Annotated in this window: 19 protein-coding genes; 12 read left to right on the plus strand and 7 right to left on the minus strand. The window is 40.6% G+C overall.

The annotated features are described in order from the left end of the window. Window positions 1–87: 87 nt before the first annotated feature. On the minus strand, window positions 88–1,578 hold the full coding sequence (locus AN394_RS09295) for a CoA-acylating methylmalonate-semialdehyde dehydrogenase (protein WP_054553805.1): 1,491 nt from the start codon (window positions 1,576–1,578) through the stop codon (window positions 88–90). Between the two features lie 91 nt (window positions 1,579–1,669). Then, complete coding sequence (locus AN394_RS09300; RefSeq protein WP_055021360.1) at window positions 1,670–2,851, minus strand: acetyl-CoA C-acyltransferase; 1,182 nt, start codon at window positions 2,849–2,851, stop codon at window positions 1,670–1,672. A gap of 341 nt (window positions 2,852–3,192) precedes the next feature. Between AN394_RS09300 and AN394_RS09305 the strand changes: the two genes are divergently transcribed. The 9 genes from AN394_RS09305 to AN394_RS09345 all read left to right on the plus strand — a co-directional run bounded on the left by AN394_RS09305 (window position 3,193) and on the right by AN394_RS09345 (window position 12,768). Beyond that, window positions 3,193–3,627, plus strand: a complete 435-nt coding sequence (locus AN394_RS09305) for a MerR family DNA-binding transcriptional regulator (protein WP_054553803.1) — start codon at window positions 3,193–3,195, stop codon at window positions 3,625–3,627. Between the two features lie 44 nt (window positions 3,628–3,671). Beyond that, the gene (locus tag AN394_RS09310) at window positions 3,672–4,847 is read left to right on the plus strand and encodes an isovaleryl-CoA dehydrogenase (RefSeq protein WP_054561519.1); all 1,176 of its coding nucleotides are present in this window, start codon (window positions 3,672–3,674) and stop codon (window positions 4,845–4,847) included. A 9-nt stretch (window positions 4,848–4,856) separates the two neighbouring features. Continuing rightward, window positions 4,857–6,464: a carboxyl transferase domain-containing protein gene (locus tag AN394_RS09315; RefSeq protein WP_054561520.1), complete on the plus strand. Its 1,608-nt coding sequence runs from the start codon at window positions 4,857–4,859 to the stop codon at window positions 6,462–6,464. A gap of 10 nt (window positions 6,465–6,474) precedes the next feature. Beyond that, complete coding sequence (locus tag AN394_RS09320; protein ID WP_055021361.1) at window positions 6,475–7,245, plus strand: enoyl-CoA hydratase/isomerase family protein; 771 nt, start codon at window positions 6,475–6,477, stop codon at window positions 7,243–7,245. Between the two features lie 8 nt (window positions 7,246–7,253). Further along, a complete protein-coding gene (locus AN394_RS09325) occupies window positions 7,254–9,218 on the plus strand; it encodes an acetyl/propionyl/methylcrotonyl-CoA carboxylase subunit alpha (RefSeq protein ID WP_055021362.1) in 1,965 nt (654 codons plus the stop codon). Then, entirely contained in the window at window positions 9,218–10,123 is a 906-nt protein-coding gene (locus AN394_RS09330) for a hydroxymethylglutaryl-CoA lyase (RefSeq protein WP_055021363.1), read from the plus strand. Before AN394_RS09325 ends, AN394_RS09330 begins: the two co-directional genes overlap by 1 nt. 11 nt (window positions 10,124–10,134) lie before the next feature. Beyond that, window positions 10,135–10,833 (plus strand): CoA transferase subunit A, encoded by a 699-nt coding sequence (locus tag AN394_RS09335; RefSeq protein WP_054553797.1) that lies wholly within the window; start codon window positions 10,135–10,137, stop codon window positions 10,831–10,833. Window positions 10,834–10,844: 11 nt separating this feature from the next. Beyond that, a complete protein-coding gene (locus tag AN394_RS09340; protein ID WP_054561524.1) occupies window positions 10,845–11,501 on the plus strand; it encodes a 3-oxoacid CoA-transferase subunit B in 657 nt (218 codons plus the stop codon). A gap of 388 nt (window positions 11,502–11,889) precedes the next feature. Beyond that, window positions 11,890–12,768, plus strand: coding sequence for a LysR family transcriptional regulator (locus AN394_RS09345; protein WP_054561525.1), 879 nt, complete (start codon window positions 11,890–11,892; stop codon window positions 12,766–12,768). Between the two features lie 45 nt (window positions 12,769–12,813). Here the strand turns inward: AN394_RS09345 and AN394_RS09350 are convergent, their stop codons facing one another. Then, window positions 12,814–13,161, minus strand: coding sequence for a hypothetical protein (locus AN394_RS09350; RefSeq protein WP_054561526.1), 348 nt, complete (start codon window positions 13,159–13,161; stop codon window positions 12,814–12,816). Window positions 13,162–13,259: 98 nt separating this feature from the next. Beyond that, complete coding sequence (locus AN394_RS09355; protein ID WP_054561527.1) at window positions 13,260–13,712, minus strand: hypothetical protein; 453 nt, start codon at window positions 13,710–13,712, stop codon at window positions 13,260–13,262. A gap of 337 nt (window positions 13,713–14,049) precedes the next feature. Between AN394_RS09355 and AN394_RS09360 the strand changes: the two genes are divergently transcribed. After that, window positions 14,050–14,472 carry a hypothetical protein gene (locus AN394_RS09360; RefSeq protein ID WP_054561528.1) on the plus strand — a complete coding sequence of 141 codons (423 nt, stop codon included), beginning with the start codon at window positions 14,050–14,052 and terminating at the stop codon, window positions 14,470–14,472. 213 nt (window positions 14,473–14,685) lie between these two features. Here the strand turns inward: AN394_RS09360 and AN394_RS09365 are convergent, their stop codons facing one another. The 3 genes from AN394_RS09365 to AN394_RS09375 all read right to left on the minus strand — a co-directional run bounded on the left by AN394_RS09365 (window position 14,686) and on the right by AN394_RS09375 (window position 16,366). Further along, entirely contained in the window at window positions 14,686–15,312 is a 627-nt protein-coding gene (locus AN394_RS09365; RefSeq protein WP_054561529.1) for a hypothetical protein, read from the minus strand. Between the two features lie 182 nt (window positions 15,313–15,494). Then, window positions 15,495–15,914 (minus strand): hypothetical protein, encoded by a 420-nt coding sequence (locus tag AN394_RS09370; RefSeq protein WP_054561530.1) that lies wholly within the window; start codon window positions 15,912–15,914, stop codon window positions 15,495–15,497. Between the two features lie 116 nt (window positions 15,915–16,030). Then, window positions 16,031–16,366, minus strand: coding sequence for a hypothetical protein (locus tag AN394_RS09375; RefSeq protein ID WP_054561531.1), 336 nt, complete (start codon window positions 16,364–16,366; stop codon window positions 16,031–16,033). 388 nt (window positions 16,367–16,754) lie between these two features. Between AN394_RS09375 and AN394_RS09380 the strand changes: the two genes are divergently transcribed. Both AN394_RS09380 and AN394_RS09385 read left to right on the plus strand, forming a co-directional pair. Then, a complete protein-coding gene (locus AN394_RS09380; protein ID WP_054561532.1) occupies window positions 16,755–17,174 on the plus strand; it encodes a hypothetical protein in 420 nt (139 codons plus the stop codon). Between the two features lie 196 nt (window positions 17,175–17,370). After that, window positions 17,371–17,835 carry a hypothetical protein gene (locus AN394_RS09385; protein ID WP_054561533.1) on the plus strand — a complete coding sequence of 155 codons (465 nt, stop codon included), beginning with the start codon at window positions 17,371–17,373 and terminating at the stop codon, window positions 17,833–17,835. Window positions 17,836–17,856 lie beyond the last annotated feature (21 nt).

The raw sequence follows: 17,856 nt of genomic DNA on the forward strand, positions 1-17,856 counted from the left end.
ATTCTTGTGTGAATAACGATTGTTGTCGTTTAAATGTGTGTTCTTTGAGCGAGGCATGTGCTCGCTCAGCAGTAAATTAATTACGGCTTATTTAAGGTTGATACTCATGTTCGGACCTGAGGCGATATCATCCTCGAACCAACGTGAAGTAATTGTTTTCGTTTCTGTGTAAAAACGAATACCTTGCTTACCATAGGTGTGTTGGTCACCGTAGAATGAGCCTTTCCAACCTGTGAATGAGAAAAACGGTAGTGGCACAGGAATTGGCACATTGATACCAACTTGACCTACTTCGATTTCATGTTGGAATTTACGTGCAGCAGCGCCGCTTGATGTGAATAACGAAGTACCGTTACCGTAAGGCGAGTTATTGATAAGCTCAATCGCCTCTTCAAGGGTATCTACAAACATACAAGCCAGTACAGGACCAAAGATCTCTTCTTTGTATAAATCCATCTCGGTTGTTACATCAGTAAATAGCGTTGGACCAACCCAGTTACCTTGCTCGTAACCTTCAACAGTAAAGTCAGAGCCATCAATTAAGCACGTTGCACCTTGTTCTTTACCACTTGCGATAAGTGATAAAATACGATCTTTAGCTGCTTTTGATGTTTGTGGGCCGTAAGCCGCGTTAGCATCATCCCATACACCTGGGCGTACGTTTTCAAAGCCTGCTTTAATTTCATCAACCCAGTCTTTTGCTTGACCAACGAATACAGCAACCGAAATACCCATACAGCGCTGACCCGCAGCACCTACAGACGCACCTACAAGGTTGTTTACAACATGCGATTTACTTGCATCAGGCATAATAACCATGTGGTTTTTTGCACCTACACAAGCTTGCACGCGTTTAAGGTTTGCTGTGCCTTTTGAATAGATGTATTCACCTACACCACACGAACCTACAAATGAAATAGCACGTACTGCTGGGTCTTCTAATAAACGGTCAACTTGTGGTTTTGTACCATGAACAACTTGTAACACCCCTTTTGGTGCACCCGCTTCAACAAATAGTTCAGCTAAACGCATTGGTGTTAGTGGATCTTGCTCTGATGGTTTCAGAATAAAGGTATTACCACACACAATAGCCAGTGGGAACATCCATAATGGGATCATCGCAGGGAAGTTAAATGGTGTAATACCCGCACATACACCCAGTGGCTGCATGTAAGAGTAAGTATCGATTTTACGCGCTACGTTTTCCATTGTTTCGCCCATCATTAATGATGGTGCATTGGCTGCTTGCTCAACAACTTCAATACCACGCCAAACATCGCCTTTGGCATCTTCAAATGTTTTACCCAGCTCATGACAAATGATCGTCGCAAGCTCATCATGGTTTTCTTTTAGTAGTGCTGCGTATTTCATCATAATGCGCGCACGCTCAGAAATTGGCACTTCTTTCCATGTTTTAAATGTTTCTTTTGCAGAGGCAATGGCTGCATCCATTTCAGCATCCGTTGCACACGGAACTTGAGCTAACACTTCTTGGTTTGCAGGATTGATAACATCAATCAACTGCGTTGAACTTGATTGGGTAAATTCGCCGTTGATAAATAAAGGTACTTGGTGCATGAGGCACTCCTCCCCAGTGGGTATAAAGAGGCCGCAACATGATAGTTTTTAAAATACGTTGCGGCTGTGAGAGATTAAAATTCTAAAGCGATTAAAGAGCTTCAACTGCCATAGCAACAGCTTCACCACCACCGATACACAGTGAGGCAACACCTTTGCTAAGACCACGATTCTTTAATGCATGGATTAACGTTACTAAGATACGCGCACCGCTTGCACCAATTGGGTGACCAAGTGCACAGGCACCGCCGTTTACGTTTACTTTGCTTTCATCAAGTTTTAGCTCGTTAATTGCAAGCATAGTCACCATGGCAAACGCTTCGTTGATTTCCCATAAATCAACATCATTAATAGACCAACCGGCTTTTTCTAAAAGCGATTGCATCGCGCCAACCGGTGCTAGCGTAAATTCGCTTGGTGCTTGAGAGTGTGTGCTGTGAGCAACGATACGACAAAGTGGTGTTAAACCTTGTGCTTTAGCATCTGATTCACGCATTAACACAAGCGCTGCTGCACCATCAGAAATTGATGACGAGTTTGCAGCTGTAATAGTGCCATCTTTTTTGAATGCAGGACGTAAACCTGGGATTTTATCTGGACGTGCATTGCCTGGTTGCTCATCAATTGCAACGGTCACATCACCTTTGCGTGTAGAAATAGTGTGCGCGGCAATCTCGTTTGCAAATGCACCTGTTTCAATCGCACTATTCGCTTTAGTCAGTGAGCTAAGTGCAAAGTTATCCATTTGTTCACGACCAATTGAATACTGATCGGCAGTGTCTTGTGCAAAACAACCCATTGCTTTGTTGTCGTAAGCATCTTCAAGCCCATCACACATCATGTGATCTTTTACTTCGCCATGGCCCATACGCATACCTGAACGTGCATTTGGTAACATATAAGGGGCATTACTCATGCTTTCCATACCACCAGCAACCGCTGAGTTGATAGAGCCTGATTTAATTAAGTCATGGGCAAACATTGCAGCTTTTAAGCCAGAGCCACATACTTTGTTGATTGTTGTAGCGCCAGTACCTTGATTAAGACCCGCTTTTAACATTGCTTGGCGTGCAGGTGCTTGACCAAGACCAGCTGGTAATACACAGCCCATAATCACTTCATCAATCTTATCGGCAGATAAACCGGCTTGCTCTAAGCTACTTTTAATAGCTGTAGCACCTAAATCAGTTGCGTGTGCACCACTTAGTGCGCCCATAAAACCACCCATAGGGGTACGTTTTGCGGCAACAATAACAACGGCTTCAGTAGTCATAATTGGCTCCATGTAAGTGGTTATCATCATGTGTTCAAATCATGTGTAACCAAACAGTTAATTTGTTATAGTTTAATTTCGATTTAATTCAGCATACATAATATTTACGTTTACGCCAACGTAAATCTAAAATCAACATTTTTGCGGCCGGTAAAACTGTAAACTTATCTGTATTTTGTTGTATGAAAAATCGAACATGTGCTTACAAGGCTAGATAAATAAAGCTTTTCAACAAATCCAACCAGTTATCTTTATAAGTCTAAAGTATAACCCCCAAATCCCCCTTTACCTTTACGTAAACTTCACTTATATTGGTGTTATTCGAATGAGGTAAATAAATCATGAAACAAGATAATCAAACAAACTTTGAAAGCGCAGCAGTTGAACCTGCTAGCAATGAGCAAACGTTTAGTATCAGCGAACTAGCAAAAGAATTTGATATAACGACCCGCTCTATCCGCTTTTATGAAGACCAAGGCCTGATCTCACCTGATCGCAATGGTCAAACCCGTATTTATTCAAAACGTGACAAAGTAAGACTAAAACTTATTCTACGTGGTAAACGCTTAGGCTTTACCTTGGCTGAAACGGGCCGTTTGTTTGAACTTTACGATGCAGATAAATCGAGCGCTAAACAGCTAGTCACTATGCTTGACCTTATCGCAGAGAAAAAAGCGGACCTAAGCCAACAAATGGACGACATTAAAGTTGTACTAATGGAATTGGTGACCGCAGAACGTCGCTGTCGTGAAACCCTTAATAATTTAGACGAATAACCTGACAACAATCTCGTCAACAGACTCTCACAGGAACACACATTATGAGCACTATTTCACTTTATAAAGAAATGAACTTCGGACTTGGCGAAACAGCAGACATGATCCGCGATCATGTAAATAGCTTTGCTAGCCAAGAAATTGCCCCACTTGCAGAACAAACAGATGTAGACAATGCCTTCCCTAATCAACTTTGGCCACAGCTTGGCGAAATGGGTTTATTAGGTATGACAGTACCTGAAGAATTTGGCGGTGCTGGCCTTGGCTACCTTGAACATGTTATTGCAATGGAAGAAATTAGCCGTGCAAGTGCATCGATTGGTTTAAGTTATGGTGCTCATTCAAATTTATGTGTTAACCAAATTAACCGTAATGGGTCTCAGGCTCAAAAAGAGAAATACCTACCTAAGCTTATCAGCGGTGAACACATTGGTGCCCTTGCGATGAGTGAGCCAAATGCGGGTTCTGATGTTGTATCAATGAAATTAAAAGCTGAGAAAAAAGGCGATGTATTTGTACTTAACGGTAACAAAATGTGGATCACTAATGGTCCAGATGCCGATACCTTTGTTATTTATGCAAAAACAGATTTAAATGCTGGCCCTAAAGGGATCACCGCTTTCATCGTTGAACGTAACACACCAGGATTCTCTACTGCGCAAAAGCTAGACAAACTTGGTATGCGTGGCTCTAACACCTGTGAATTAGTGTTCGAGAACTGCGAAGTACCAGCAGAAAACATTCTAGGTAACTTAAACGAAGGCGTAAAAGTACTTATGAGTGGCCTTGATTATGAGCGTGTTGTTTTAGCTGCAGGCCCGCTTGGCATTATGCAAGCATGTATGGACATTGTGGTTCCTTATATTCATGAGCGTAAACAATTTGATAGCCCAATTGGTCAATTCCAACTTATTCAAGGCAAAATTGCTGACATGTACACGCAAATGAATGCAGCTCGTTCATACGTTTACACGGTAGCTCGTGCATGTGACCGCGGCGAAACAACGCGTAAAGATGCCGCTGGCGCTATTTTATATGCAGCAGAGCTTGCAACTAAGATGGCCCTAGATGCTATCCAAATCTTAGGTGGTAATGGTTATATCAACGAATATGCGACAGGTCGTTTATTACGTGATGCAAAACTATATGAAATTGGTGCAGGTACATCTGAAATCCGCCGCATGCTAATTGGTCGCGAATTATTCACTGAAAGCCGATAGGACCTTGTTATGACGATTTTAAAATCGAGTGTAAATCCACACGATCCGCAATTTTTGCAAAATCACGACAACATGGCAGCGCTCGTAAGTGATTTACGTGAAAAAGTCGCTGATATCCGTTTAGGTGGAGGCCCTGCCCTGATTGAGCGCCACCAAGGTCGTGGTAAGTTGTTTGTTCGTGACCGTATTGAAACGCTACTTGATGAAGGCTCGCCATTTTTAGAGATCTCTCAATTTGCTGCCTTTGGCGTGTACGAACAAGCCATTCCATGTGCCGGTGTTGTTGCTGGTATTGGTCGTGTGAAAGGCGTCGAATGTATGATCATCGCCAATGATGCAACAGTAAAAGGCGGTACATACTTTCCACTAACGGTGAAAAAACATCTACGTGCTCAAGATATCGCAGAACGTTGTCATTTACCGTGTATTTATTTAGTTGATTCAGGCGGTGCAAACCTGCCTGAACAAGATGATGTATTTCCAGATAAATTACACTTTGGCCGTATTTTCTATAATCAGGCTCGTATGTCTGGTAAAGGCATTCCACAAATTGCAGTCGTAATGGGTTTATGTACCGCAGGTGGTGCTTATGTACCAGCGATGGCTGATGAAAGTATTATCGTAAAAGAGCAAGGTACAATTTTCTTAGCAGGCCCGCCACTGGTTAAAGCAGCTACGGGTGAAGAAGTGAGTGCTGAAGAGCTCGGTGGTGCCGATGTTCACTGTAAAACATCCGGTGTTGCTGACCACTATGCTGAAAACGATGCCCATGCACTTTCTATCGCGCGCCAATGTATTGAACGAATAAACTATCAGCGCCCTACTGCACCATTACTTGATGATGTTAAACCACCGCGTTACGACATTAACGAAATTTACGGCATTGTGGGTACTGACCTTAAAAAGCCATTTGATGTACGCGAAGTAATTGCCCGTGTTGTTGATGATTCATCGTTTGATGAATTTAAACGCTACTTTGGCGAAACACTAGTAACCGGCTTTGCAAAAATATTTGGTCACCCTGTCGGTATTGTTGCCAACAACGGCATTTTATTTAGTGAATCAGCGCAAAAAGGCGCGCACTTTATACAACTATGTGCACAACGCAAAATTCCTTTAGTGTTTTTACAAAACATTACTGGCTTTATGGTTGGTAAAAAATACGAAGCCGAAGGCATCGCCAAACATGGTGCGAAAATGGTAACCGCTGTGTCATGTGCTGATGTGCCAAAATTCACCGTGTTAATTGGTGGCTCGTATGGTGCAGGTAACTACGGTATGTGTGGCCGCGCGTTTGAACCTACCATGATGTGGATGTGGCCAAATGCCCGTATATCTGTAATGGGTGGTGAACAAGCAGCAGGCGTTCTTGCACAAGTTAAACAAGATGGTTTAGCCCGTAAAGGCGAAAGCATGACTGATGAGCAGGTCAGTGAGTTTAAAAAGCCAATTATCGAGCAATACGAAAAACAAGGTCATCCATATTACGCCAGTGCCCGCCTTTGGGATGATGGCATTATCGATCCTGCTGATACTCGCAATGTATTAGGGCTTGCCTTAAGTGCAGCTAAAAATGCACCAGAGCGCGATTCTCAGTTCGGCGTATTTAGAATGTAATGGAGGCCTTATGTCAGTAACACTCGAAATAACAAAATCAAATGTGGCTGTACTGGTACTAAGTCGCCCAGAAAAACACAATGCATTTAACGAAGAAGTCATCAGTGAGCTGATCCGTTTAATTGAACACGCAAATAGCTGTGATGTGCGCGCACTGGTTTTAAGAACCGAAGGTAAGCACTTCTCTGCTGGCGCTGATTTAAACTGGATGAAGTCGATGGCTGGCAATGACTTTGCAGAAAACTTAGCGGACTCTATGCAGCTAGCAAAGCTTATGAAAGTTCTTGCTACAAGCCCACATCCAACAATTTGTGCCGTACAAGGTGCTGCATTTGGCGGTGCGTTAGGCTTGATTGCGTGTTGTGATATCGCAATTTGCCAAGACGATGCACAGTTTTGCTTAAGTGAAGTAAAGCTGGGCCTTATTCCTGCGGTTATCAGCCCTTATGTCATTAAAGCTATCGGTGAGCGCGCTGCACGTCGTTATTTTTTAACGGCAGAGATTTTTGACGCGCATACAGCTAAGCAACTGGGTTTAATTCACCAGATCACCGGCGATTTACAAACAGCGCTCGATAAACACTTACAAAACCTTGTTAACAATGGCCCTATTGCTGTTAAAGCAGCAAAGCAGCTAATCAATGATGTCGCTGGCAACGTAATAGATGATGCACTGATTGAGTTAACCGCAGAGCGTATTGCACGCATTCGTGTATCTGAAGAAGGCCAAGAAGGCCTGACTGCATTTTTTGAAAAACGTGCCCCTAACTGGCAGAAATAGGAACCATTATGACAACAAAATCATTGAAAAAAATTCTCGTTGCCAACCGTGGTGAAATTGCCTGCCGAGTTATGCGTACAGCAAAGCAAATGGGCTTAACAACGGTTGCAGTGTACTCAGATGCCGATAAACATGCTCAACACGTAAAGCTTGCTGATGAGGCGTATCATATTGGCCCTGCGCCAAGTAAAGACTCATACTTAGTGGCAGACAAAATCATCGATGTTGCAAAACAAGCTGGTGTTGATTGTATTCACCCTGGCTATGGTTTTTTATCTGAGAACTGTGACTTTGCCCTCGCGTGTGAGAAAAATGATATCGCCTTTATAGGCCCGCCAGCATCAAGCATTGAAGCCATGGGCTCAAAAACCCGCGCTAAAGAAATTATGCATCAAGCAAATGTACCTTTAGTGCCTGGTTACTATGGTGATAACCAAGATACTGAGTTCTTACAAGCCGAAGCTGAAAAAATTGGTTACCCGGTACTGATTAAAGCGGCTTTTGGTGGCGGTGGTAAAGGTATGCGAGTTGTAGAACACGCAAAAGATTTTATCAGTGCACTTGAAGGCGCAAAACGTGAAGCAAAAGCCGGTTTTGGTAACGATTTAGTACTGTTAGAGCGCTATGTCACCAAACCTCGCCATGTTGAAGTACAAGTTTTTGCCGATAGCCATGGTAACTGTGTGTACTTAGGCGACCGTGACTGCTCTTTACAGCGTCGTCACCAAAAAGTAATTGAAGAAGCCCCTGCACCGGGTCTATCTGATGCGCTTCGCAAAGAAATGGGTGAAGCAGCAGTACGTTGTGCCCAAGCGATTAACTATCGCGGTGCAGGTACGGTTGAGTTTTTATTATGCGGTGATGAATTCTTCTTCATGGAAATGAACACCCGTTTACAAGTAGAGCACCCTGTAACAGAAATGGTAACCGGTGTTGATTTGGTGAATTGGCAAATCAATATTGCGGCAGGTGAAGTTTTACCACTTAGCCAAGCAGATATTCAGCTACAAGGTCACAGCTTTGAAGCGCGTATTTATGCTGAAGATCCAAGTAATGACTTTATTCCGTGTTCTGGTCACATTGATGCCCTATTTACACCGAACGAATCTGAATTTGTTCGAATAGATACAGGGATTGCAGCGGGTGATGAAATCAGCCCGTTTTACGACCCTATGATTGCTAAGTTAATTGTGCATGACGATAACCGTGAGGCAGCGCTTGGGCGTTTAGCAAAAGCACTAGAGCAATTCCACCTAGCAGGTTTTAGCTGTAACGTTAATTTCTTATTTAACCTTGCTAACCACCCTACTTTTCAAGCTGGTGCACCTGATACGCACTTTATTGAAGACCAAGGTGAGCGCCTTGTTGCTAAAAACGAGCAACAGTCTGTTATTGCAAGCGTTGTGGCAGCCTATGCGTATGCACACCAACTAAAAGGTGAAAGCAGCAGCCCATGGCAACAATTAACAGGCTTTATGCTAAACAGTGACGCTAAAACAACAATTCCGTTTGTGGATTTAAACGTTCATGCGGTTAAGACCTCAGATGGCTTTAAAATCAGCCTAAATGAAGTTGACTATACAACCTCGGGCAAGGTTGAAAATGGCCTTGCAAACCTAGTCGTTAATGGCGAAAAAGTTGTAGCTCATATTAATCAAACAGACTCTCACATCACAGTGATGTACAAAGCACAGCAAAAGGTGCTAGAGCTGATTGATAAACACTATATTAGTGAACACGAAAGTGATGCATTGCCACTAGCTGCACCACTCAATGGTACTGTTGTTAAACATTTAGTTGAGGTAGGTACTACTGTCGCTAAAGGTGACGCTGTTGTCATCATTGAAGCGATGAAAATGGAATACACCCTTAATGCCCCGCATGATGGTGTATTAACCAGCTATTGCTTTGCTGAAGGTGAACTGGTGAGTCACGGTGATATGCTCGCGATTGTAGAAGAGCCGGAGGCGTAATGGCACAGTTTCCTGATTTTGTTCGCATTGTAGAAGTTGGCGCCAGAGACGGTTTGCAAAATGAAGCCGCCGTTAGCACGCAAGATAAAGTCGCTCTTATCAACGCCCTTGCAGATGCTGGGCTTAAAGATATTGAAGCAGGCGCCTTTGTGTCACCTAAATGGGTGCCACAAATGGCTGACTCAAGCGATGTAATTAGCGCGTTAAATTTGCCTAATGTTAACTTAAGTGCCCTCACCCCGAATTTACGGGGTGCAGAGGCGGCAATACAAGTCGGTATACAAGAATTTGCTATCTTTACAGCGGCAAGTGAAGCGTTTTGTCAAAAGAATATCAACTGCTCTATTGATGAAAGTATTGATCGCTTTAAAGATGTAATGGCTTTTGCCAAAGCGAATAACATTCGCGTTAGAGGCTATGTTAGCTGCGTCATGGGTTGCCCCTATCAAGGTGATGTCGACTACAATGATGTATTAAAAGTATCAGAGCGATTACTCGAGCTTGGTTGTTACGAAATTAGCCTTGGCGACACCATTGGTGTAGGTACGGCGAAAAAAGTCGATGAGTTATTAGATTTACTCTTGCAACATATTGATAAATCAAAACTCGCTGTACATTTTCACGACACTTACGGACAAGCGCTCACAAATATTTACACCGCCCTAACACGCGGTATAGCAACGGTTGATAGTGCTGTTGCAGGCCTTGGTGGCTGCCCTTATGCCAAAGGTGCGTCAGGAAATGTTGCCACTGAAGATGTAGTTTACTTACTACAAGGGCTTGGCATAGAGCATGGAATTGATTTAGAAAGACTGGCGAAAGCTGGTTGGGCTATTTGCAGTGCACTAAATAAACAACCTGTCAGCAAGGTATCACTTGCTCTAAAGAACACTCAGAATAATTAAGGAGTAGGCTCATGGCCGGTTTCGATAAAGTGGTTTCAAGTTATGAAGCTGCAATGGAAGGTTTAAAAGATGGCGATACTATTATCGCTGGTGGCTTTGGCTTGTGTGGTATTCCTGAAGGACTTATCAGTGAAATTAAGCGTAAACAGACTAAAAATCTAACCGTTGTTTCGAACAACTGCGGTGTTGATGATTTTGGTTTAGGGGTTTTACTTCATGATAAGCAAATTAAAAAAATCATCGCTTCTTATGTAGGTGAAAATGCGCTATTCGAAAAACAACTACTCGATGGCGAAATTGATGTTGTTTTAACACCACAAGGGACACTCGCTGAGAAGATGCGCGCTGGTGGTGCGGGTATTCCTGCGTTTTATACAGCTACAGGTTACGGTACTCCTGTTGCCGAAGGTAAAGAAGTCAAAGAATTTGATGGTCGCCCATATATCTTAGAAGAGTCAATTACAGGTGAGTTTGCTATTGTTAAAGCATGGAAAGCTGACCGCTACGGTAATCTTGTATTTCGCCACACAGCGATGAACTTCAACCCGATGGCCGCGACAGCAGGTAAAATTACTGTTGCTGAAGTTGAAGAAATTGTTGAGCCAGGTGAACTTGAACCAAGCCAAATTCATACCCCAGGTATTTATGTTAATCGCGTGATCAAAGGCGACTTTGAAAAACGCATTGAACGTGTAACAACTCGCGATTAAGGAGCAATAAAATGGCATTATCACGTGAACAAGTTGCAATGCGTGTTGCACAAGAACTACAAGATGGCTATTACGTAAACCTAGGTATTGGTATCCCTACTCTGGTGGCTAACTATGTACCTGACGGTATCGAAGTCATGTTGCAGTCTGAAAATGGCTTATTAGGTATGGGTGCGTACCCAACCAAAGACCAAGTTGATGCAGATATGATCAACGCGGGTAAAGAAACCGTGACAGCAGCCACAGGTGCAGCAATATTTAATAGTGCAGATAGTTTTGCCATGATACGGGGTGGTCATGTAGACTTAACAGTATTAGGTGCATTTGAAGTTGACCAGAACGGTAACATCGCATCGTGGATGATCCCAAAAAAGCTAATTAAAGGCATGGGTGGCGCGATGGACCTCGTTGCTGGCGCGAAGAATATTATTGTTACGATGACTCATGCAAGCAAGCATGGCGACTCTAAGTTATTAGAAAGTTGCACTTTACCGCTAACTGGGGTTAACTGTGTAAAGAAAATCGTAACTGATTTAGCCGTACTAGAAGTTAAAGACGGCGCATTTCATCTAATCGAACGCGCTCCAGGCGTGTCGGTAGATGAAATTATTAGCAAAACGGCAGGCAAATTGCTTGTTGAAGGTGATGTTCCAGAGATGGCTTTTTAAGCCACTCACATCCCATGTACCGACCTCATTCCCAGTGCCAATGGCGCTGAGTTACCCAAAATCCCTCGCAAGAGGGATTTTTTTTATCTAAAGTCAGCCTTTCGCCGCACCATTTTGTCACATAAATAGTATAAAATGCCCTGCTTTAGTGAATTGGCAGTATCTAATACTGAGACTATGACGAAATAGCTAAAACTGCTAAGATCACTTTTATACTAAACATTTGCCTAAACATAGATTAAACGAGCGATTCACGATTGTTTTTTATACAATATGGCAAGAGTTAGCTATATTCATTCTTTACTCTCTATTTTTTTACATTTTGGGATAATAATTGCTTAGCAGTTAATTAACTAACAAGCGCTATTGAGACTTACTGAAATTAACTATGCAAACACCTATTCGTGGCCTACGCTCATTTTGTTTTGCTGCACGCACCCTTAGCTTTAAAGATGCTGCAAACCAACTTTACCTTACACCGTCTGCCGTAAGCCATCAGATCAAACAATTAGAAGAACAATTGGGTATTGAACTATTTGAACGTCAAACCCGCTCTATCCGCCTAACTGCTGCGGGGAAGAATTTTTATGACTCTGTATCACCGCTGATCAAAGCGCTAGAAAAAACCATCAATGAATTTAGTCAGTTACAAGAAAACGTAACGATCAGTATTACGCTACCTGAGTTTTTTGCCAGTGAGCTTTTAATGCCAAAACTGAGCGAATGGACCAGTGAGCACCCAAATACAAACTTACAGCTTAATACCTTAAAAACGCGTAAAGAGCTGACTAAGCAAAGCGATTTGTCGATTGTATTATCTTCATCTAAACCGCACGAAGGCGTTGTACATGAGCTATTTTCGCTATCGTATACACCAGCTTGCAATAAAGAAAACTGGCAAGCATGGCAAGAAAACCCGTTTCAGGCATTAAATGAAGTACCTCTTATACTTCATAAAGCGCGTCCTTGGGCTTGGCACCAATGGGCAGAGCATGCTGGTATTGAAGACTTTGCACCAAAGCAAATTATTCAAGTTGATAGTATGTTTGGTGTGGCACGTGCCGCGCAACAGGGTATGGGTATTGCCCTAATCCCCTTACCTATCAGTCAGACTTGGTTTGATGAGCAGTGGTTATTTAATTTCACCGATATGCCATTAAAAACAAAAGATAAATATTACTTAGTGCAACACGATCCTAGCGAAACCAATGCACAATTAGAACTATTTATAAAATGGATGATTGATACTTTTAAACATCTAAAATAATAGATAAAAGACCCTCAATTTTGTTGAGGGTCTTTTATTGCTAATTTAACTTTTCGCCTTGGTTATTAAAATACTCACTTTGTTTTCACCTATTTCGAAAGAAGCCTGTTTACCATATTCCACAATAAAAGAAGGTGTAAAATAGCTGCCAGCGAGTGTGATTGATGTTTCTACAGCCGCCGTATTCTCTTTTTGTGGTGTAACTTTAACTTCATAGCTAAACCCCTCACCTATAGAGATGGTTACAGGTTGTTTTTCTTCCACCAGCATTACTGGCGATGCTAGAAGCTCATTCGCTCTATAAACAGCAGTTTCAACTTGAAAACTATCAGCTGCGAAACAGTTCGATGATGCTAGTAATACCCCAGCTACTAAACCTAACTGTTTGTTCATATTTATTTCCTTATCTCATTTATAGAGTTTATCCGTAATTAATATCAGTTAGTACGTTTATTTGATACACGGAAATTTCTGAATGTTAACTACCTCTATCAAAGCTCTCGATAATACACATCAATGGTATGTGATATAGCTTCATAGCTGTTATTTTCGTGTTTAAAACACGCTTTTCTTAGTTCCTTCTCTTCGTAGTTTTTACCTGCTACTACGACTTGATCTAAAGTTTGAGAACTTGCACAGAATTGCTGTTTTGAAATTGTTTCTATTATAACTGATTCAGCTTTTGAGCGCGGTAATGAACTAGGGTTAGGATTTTGCTTCATGCCTTCAAGTAACTGAGCTTTAGTAACAGGTACAGTATCTGACCCTATGCCTGGAATATGCAATGTTTGTCTAATCGTATAGTTTTTACTTAATAATGGCGTAAACAAAGATACATCATTGCTCAAATAAGCCTGCTCAAAATTAAGATAAACAGCGACTTTATCTTCAGCTGCATTGGCAATAACAGGTCCTAAAAGTAACAACGCAAATATCAGTTTCATGGTTATACGCTTATTCTAAATAAATTAAGTCATCAACTATACATACCATCATAAAGTACCGATTTTATTTTTAATTAACAACAATTTGTTTGTTTTGCGTACTCTGCCCCTTTATTTTTCTTTATCGTTAACATTAGCTATTTAAACCCCGTGTCTACTTTATCGGGGTCAGATCACAGACCTGACAGCTATAAGACTAACTCACTACATTAGACTAAAGTCTATAGGTTAAATTTCTTCATCTATTAGGTCATTTTTTATCGTTTGTTGAATTTGCGCTGTTCAATTAAAGTTCATTTGTCGGCGATTGATACCGATTCAAATAGAGGAAAAGATTATGTTTAGTACACTTATGAAACGCGTTGCACTTAGCTCTTTATTAACTTGTTCAGCTATGGCAGTGGCTGATCAGAGTGACTACAAATTGATGGTAATTGACCAATCTATCACTGCTGATGTTGCAGATAACCGTCAATACGAACAAGCATTTAATGACTGTGCTTTGAGTGTTAAAGAGAAAAAATTCTCTGAAGCTGAAACATTATGCTCAAAAGCAATCAGCTTACTAAGTACGAGTAAAGTACCTAGCTATAAACGTCGCGAACTAACGTCATTTACGTTAAGTAACCGTGGTGTTGCACGCATCATGTCTGAAAACGACACTGCTGCATTGTCAGACTTTTACGAAGCAGTACAAATTTCAGGGAACGAGTTAGTTGAGCACAACTTAACTCGTGCGAAAAAGAACTTAGCTTTATAAGTTCTCACAGATTTGTGTTGTCTCAAAACCCAGCTTAGGCTGGGTTTTGTCGTTTAGGTGTTTAGTTTTTTAGCCTTCCGCTTTTATTAATAAATCAAGCTCTTTTAGTAATAAGCTCTCTACTGTCTGTTTATCCATTTTAGCCAATTGCTCTAAGCTGTAATTTTTGCCAATTTCTTTAGCTAAAATAAATCCTAGGTAATAACCTCTTCGCTATGGCAGCTTTGTCTCGTCCTTTGCGAAGTTGAAAAATGAAGAATATATTTCAGGTTTTTTTGAATAAAACTTTTTCTTGAGGTCAACGAGAGAATCGAGCTGCCTTGAGCGAATCTTTTTCACCAGATTGCTAGGTATGTTTAGCATCAATTCATCATCACTGGCTGACGGAGTTAATTTATATGAAACGTAAGTAGCTAACCCCTCAGTCCAAATAGAGCACCATAGCTCATCCTTACATTGAAATAATTTTTCATGGTAAACATGAAATAACTCGTGATGAAAAAATGGCGTATCGTTTTTCCAGGTATGATATTTGGCCATAAGGTCTACACCAAACATTAAGTAAGACTTACCATTTAACTCTCGCGTTGCCCCATTGAACCTTCCTAACGAGTGAAGTATGTAAATGGGGGTTTCAGATTTGAAATCAGGGAAAGTAGCAATAAATGATTCCATACTGCTGTTTAAATCTTTTGATAAATGCTTATTTTTTGAGTGATAAACCTCTTCAATTGCACTAAAACCCGCAATAGCTTTTAAAAAGCTTTTATCACTATAAAAAGGTGCAAATTGAGAGGTGAAATGTTGAGAAAACTGCTCTGCTCTATTTTCTGCAGTCAACGTATTGCTTGACTGATATAAAGTATAAAAATCATCTGCGAGATTAATGACTTCGAAATCAGCTGACTGGTTGTTAGCAAGCGTCTTAAATGAAAGCACTCCAGATATGAGACTGGAGAGTAAAAGAAATTTAGATAACTTTTTGCATAATTATAGTTAAAAATATTTGTTAGGTCAGTAGTCTATTGTGACGATATCTCAATACTCGAGGAAATATAACCGTTAATAATCTCGATTTGAGAAGGTAGACCATAGATAGGCTCTGAAACAGCTTGAATTGGAAAGTTTAGTTTTGGTAAATCAATTGTATTAGGTGTTGATATGCCAAACCAAAAGCCAACTGGTTCATCATCAACAAACATACATGGTTGCGTATACTCAATCCCGGCTAAGCCGATATGAATGTAACCCAAGAATTTATTGCCAATAGCATCAGTAAACTGTGATTTTACAAGTAACTGATTATTTGGGTTTAGTGTATCAGCTTCAGAGGCTGGTGTTACAATGGTTTCATCAACTGAATCATCCTTACAATACTTAAAAAGCCAAACAGCATGTTCATTAAGATCTTGAACAGTAATTTCCCAACAAAATTTATCCATGACTTCCCTTGAGTTGTTTCGCCAACTTAATTAGCTTTAACGGTAGGTTAAAATGAGTGCAAAGCGAACTGAATTCAAATTTTCTAATCTTATCGGTATGTTAGAGACAAAGTTTTTTATTTAACGTGAATCCAATTTGGTTTATCTCTTGCCATTAAACCAAATTTTTTCGCTATAATAACAATATCATCGGCTTTGCCTGATATTTCACCTTCAAACCAATGATCCCACTCAAATTTAAGTACACGATTTTCTTTTACTAGCTTAACCTTACCGTAATCAATCCATGCATCAAAATTATCGTATTCATAAGTTTTAACCCAGCCATTTTTCAGGCAAAAGTCTAATATATTTATAAAATCATCAGTTTTTATATCCTGTATAATTTTTAAGCCAAATACTTTAAATTTAGAATCTATAGCTTTTCTAACAAGCAATACGATTAGCTTCATGAACCACCAAGAGTTTTTTAACAGGCATATTGAGCACTTTGAACAATTCGACAGAATATTACTTAAAAGACAATTTTTAACAAAGTTACTTACCTTTTGCTACTGTTCTAACAGTACGGCCGCGTCCCTTAAACCTAAATAACATTTGTACATGAAGTGACGGCATTAAATTATCAGCACTCAGCTAAGCTATTTTGACTTTCCAATACAGGAATAAAACAACTTCACCTCCTCTACACCACAGTAAAAACCTGAACCCTGAGTAATTACTCTATAGATTAAATTTCTTCATCTATCAGTTTTAATTTAATCGTTTGTTTAGCTTATAGGAATATTTTAAAGTTCACTCGTTGGCAAGAAACACCAACTTATTCAGAGGAAAACTATCATGTTAAAAACACTTGTAAAAACTATTGCACTTAGCTCTTTATTAACTTGCTCAGCGATGGCAGTAGCCGACCAAGCTGATTATAAACTGATGGTTATTGAGCAAGCTCAATCTAACGACAATGCAACTAGCCAATACGAAACTGCCTTCAACCGCTGTGCATTAAGCGTTAAAGAAAAGAATTTTTCAGAAGCGGAAAGCCTGTGTACACAAGCAATTTCTCTTCTAAGTACAAGTAAAGTACCAGGTTACAAACGCCGTGAACTAACATCGTTTGCACTTAGTAACCGTGGTATTGCACGCATCATGTCTGAAAACGATACTGCTGCTCTTTCTGACTTTTATGAAGCAGTACAAATTTCTAAAAACGAACTTGTTAACCACAACTTAAGCCGCGCAAAACAAAACCTAGCGCTGTAAAAGTTACCCCCAACCAAATTGTTGTCGAAAGCCCGGTTCTTGTGTGTTCTGACCGGGCTTTTTTTCGTCTAAAATATCTGCGTTATAGAATACTTTTCTTCACCTTATGGGTGCGATTATATCGTTTGTCAGTTTTATACCCTGTTTTCTAACTTTATAGAGTAAGCACAACGCTTACGCTAACAAGGAGAAAACAATGTTTAAATTAAATCTTAAACCCTGCCTGTGGTTAATATTATTTGTTTGTTCAAATTTTGTATTCGCCAACAACAACGACTTTAAACTCATGGTTGTTGACGATAACGCAAGCTCAAAAGCAATTATGCAAGGCAACTTTGCAAATTCATTAGAGACAATGAACGAAGCTAACAACTATATCGTGCCGTTTAACCGCTGTGTTGCGAGTGTGAAACTGAAGCAGTTTGATAAAGCTGATCAAGATTGCTCTCAAGCAATCGCGATGCTTAAAAAGGTCAATGCCTCGCACTATAAGCGTAATGAACTGACATCTTATGCATTAAGTAATAGAGGTATTGCCAGACTAATGGCGAAAAATGATACGGCAGCCATTGCCGATTTCTATGAGGCTGTGCAGCTAAATAATAACGAGCTGGTGTCGTTTAACTTAAATCTCGCTAAACAGGAATTAAAATTGTGGTAAAAAGTCATCAGGCTAAAAGAA

This window comes from Pseudoalteromonas sp. P1-26, assembly GCF_001401795.1.
GTDB lineage: Bacteria > Pseudomonadota > Gammaproteobacteria > Enterobacterales > Alteromonadaceae > Pseudoalteromonas.